At 72.6% G+C, this 2,424-nt stretch carries 2 protein-coding genes and 1 pseudogene; all 3 read right to left on the minus strand.

Features of this window, described 5'->3' with window-relative positions:
* Nucleotides 1–828, minus strand: an 828-nt coding sequence (locus tag DD1DGNOD_RS06185) for a DUF58 domain-containing protein (protein WP_131769648.1), incomplete at its 3' end; no start/stop codon positions are given.
* A gap of 6 nt (nt 829–834) precedes the next feature.
* Nucleotides 835–1,974, minus strand: a complete 1,140-nt coding sequence (locus tag DD1DGNOD_RS06190; protein WP_131769645.1) for an AAA family ATPase — start codon at nt 1,972–1,974, stop codon at nt 835–837.
* A pseudogene (locus DD1DGNOD_RS06195) lies at nt 1,971–2,424 on the minus strand (DUF4350 domain-containing protein); the annotation flags it as partial. The gene DD1DGNOD_RS06190 and the pseudogene DD1DGNOD_RS06195, both read right to left, overlap by 4 nt.

The following is a 2,424-nucleotide window of genomic DNA, read 5'->3' on the forward strand; positions in this document are numbered from 1 at the left end:
GTCGTGCGCGAGCAGTCCGATACGGTCGCCGGCGCGGGCGGCCACGGTCGTGAGCAGCAGGGCGGCGTCCATCGCGTGGTCGAGACGAGGGGTGTCACCGATGCGGCCGGCGCTGGTCCGCCCGGTGTCCAGGACGCAGATGACCCGGCGGTCCCGCTCCGGCCGGAACGATCTGACTGCCACCGTGCCGCGCCGCGCGCTGGCCCGCCAGTCGATCATGCGGACGTCGTCACCCGGAACGTAGTCACGGAGGCTGTCGAACTCCGAACCCTGCCCGCCGATACGGAGTGTGACGTTACCCTCGATCTTTTGCAGGCGCGCGAAAGCAGCCGGAATTTGCCGCCGGGACGTGAATGCGGGCAGCACCCGCACCTGGAACGGCGCATGGTGGCGGCCCTGCCGGCCGGCGAGACCCAGCGGCCCCAGCGAACGGACCGTGATGCGGTACGGGTGGCGTTCCCCCCGCCGGGTGGGGTGCAGGACGATCTCGCAGAACCGTCGCTGCCCGGCCGGGATCGTCACGCGAAGGACCCGGGGCTCGGCGCCGGACGACGGCGGCCAGGCGTCGCGGACCAGGGCCCGGACCCTGCGCCGTCCGGTGTTGGTGACGGCGAGGACGAGCGGCACCGGTTCACCCAGCCGCGACCGCGTCGGACCGGAACGGGTGAACGCAAGCGTCCGCACGCTTCCGGCGAGCACGACGTCCGCGACCACCGCGAGCACGAGCGCGGTGTTGACCAGCACCAGGGTCACCCCCGGGACGGGGGAGAGCAGCACGGCGAACACGCCGGCAAGGGCGAACCCGGCGGCTCGTCCGGTGATTGCCACCGTGCGTCACCGCGGGACGGGCACGGTGGCCAGTACCTGGTTGAGGACGGTGTCCGTGGTGACGCCGTCGGGTACGACCTCGGGCCGCAACGAGATCCGATGCCGCAGGGTGGGACGGGCGAGCGCCTTGACGTCGTCCGGAGTGGCATATCCCCGCCCGGACAGCCACGCCCAGGCCCGGGTCGTGGCCAGCAGCGCGGTCGCTCCCCTGGGCGACACACCCAGCTGCACGGAGGGCGCTGCCCGGGTGGCCCGGGCAAGATCGACGATGTAGCCGAGTACCTCCGGACGGACCTGCACACCGCGGACGCCATCGCGGGCGACGGCGAGCTGTGACGGTCCGGCGACGGGCCGGATCCCGGCCGCGTCCAGGTCGGACGGGTCGAAACCGGACGCGTGGCGGGCGAGGACCCCGATCTCGTCCTCCCGCGGTGGCAGTGGCACGGTGAGTTTGAGCAGGAACCGGTCGAGCTGCGCCTCGGGGAGCGGATAGGTGCCCTCGTGCTCGATCGGATTCTGCGTGGCGACGACCGTGAACGGCACCGGCAGCCGGCGTGGCGCCCCCTCGACGCTGACCTGGCGTTCCTCCATCGCCTCCAGCAGCGCGGCCTGGGTCTTCGGGGGCGTCCTGTTGATCTCGTCCGCAAGCAGCAGGTTCGTGAACACCGACCCTTCCCGGAAGGTGAACAGCGACGTCCGGGCGTCGTAGACGAGCGACCCGGTGACGTCCCCGGGCATCAGGTCGGGGGTGAACTGCAACCGCTTGGTATTGAGGGACAGCGCCGCGGCGAGAGCCCGCACCAGCAGGGTCTTGGCGACTCCCGGGACGCCTTCGAGCAGCACGTGACCGCGGCAGAGCAGCGCCACGACAAGGCCGCTGACGGCGGCGTCCTGACCGACCACGGCCCTGGCCACCTCCTCGCGCAGTGCGATCAGCGCCCGGCGGGCCGTTTCCGGATCACTCGGGACGGTCCGGACGGGCGGCACTTCGGCTCCGGGTACCTCGGCTCCGGGACCGGCGTTGACCGGTCCGGCACCCGGCGGCACGGCAGTCGATGGCACGGCAGTCGATGGCACGGTGCCAACTGGCCCGGCGGCGGAAGAAGCCGTTGCCTGGGTGTCGTCGGATGTTTCCGGGACACTCATCCTGCTGCCACCTGCCGGTCCAGTCCCGCTGTCACCTGCCGGTCCAGTGCGTCGAGCTGATCCACCAGCGCCACCAGCGCCTCGTCCGATACCCCTTCTGCCGGGATCGTCCCGCCTGCTGTCGGGGTGTCTTGGCTCATCCCGGAACCGTACAGGAGCGACCTGATCTCGACCGGTGACCGCCCTGTGCGGGTGGCGACGGAGGCGACGAGCGCGGTCGGGTCCGGCTCGGGTTGCCCCGCGTCACCGGGACGGGCGGGGCGGGCCTGAGCCGGCAGCCCGAGCCGCTCGGTCAGGCGTCCGCGCTCCGCCGCCCGCAGCGTCGCCACGGCCAGGTCCCGGGCCTGCGCGGCGGCGTAGAGGCGTCCCCGCCCCTCGACGGTCTCGGCCGCGCGTACCACGACCGGAAGCGGTTCGGGCACCGGTGGCCCGAGTCTGCGTGCCCGCCAC

The sequence above is a fragment of the Candidatus Protofrankia californiensis genome, from assembly GCF_900634765.1.
Classification (GTDB): Bacteria; Actinomycetota; Actinomycetes; order Frankiales; family Frankiaceae; genus Protofrankia; species Protofrankia californiensis.

What these genes read in the sequence shown, in the direction of transcription:
- DD1DGNOD_RS06190 (WP_131769645.1), bottom strand. Translation starts at nt 1,974, where the DNA reads ATGAGTGTCCCGGAAACATCCGACGACACCCAGGCAACGGCTTCTTCC.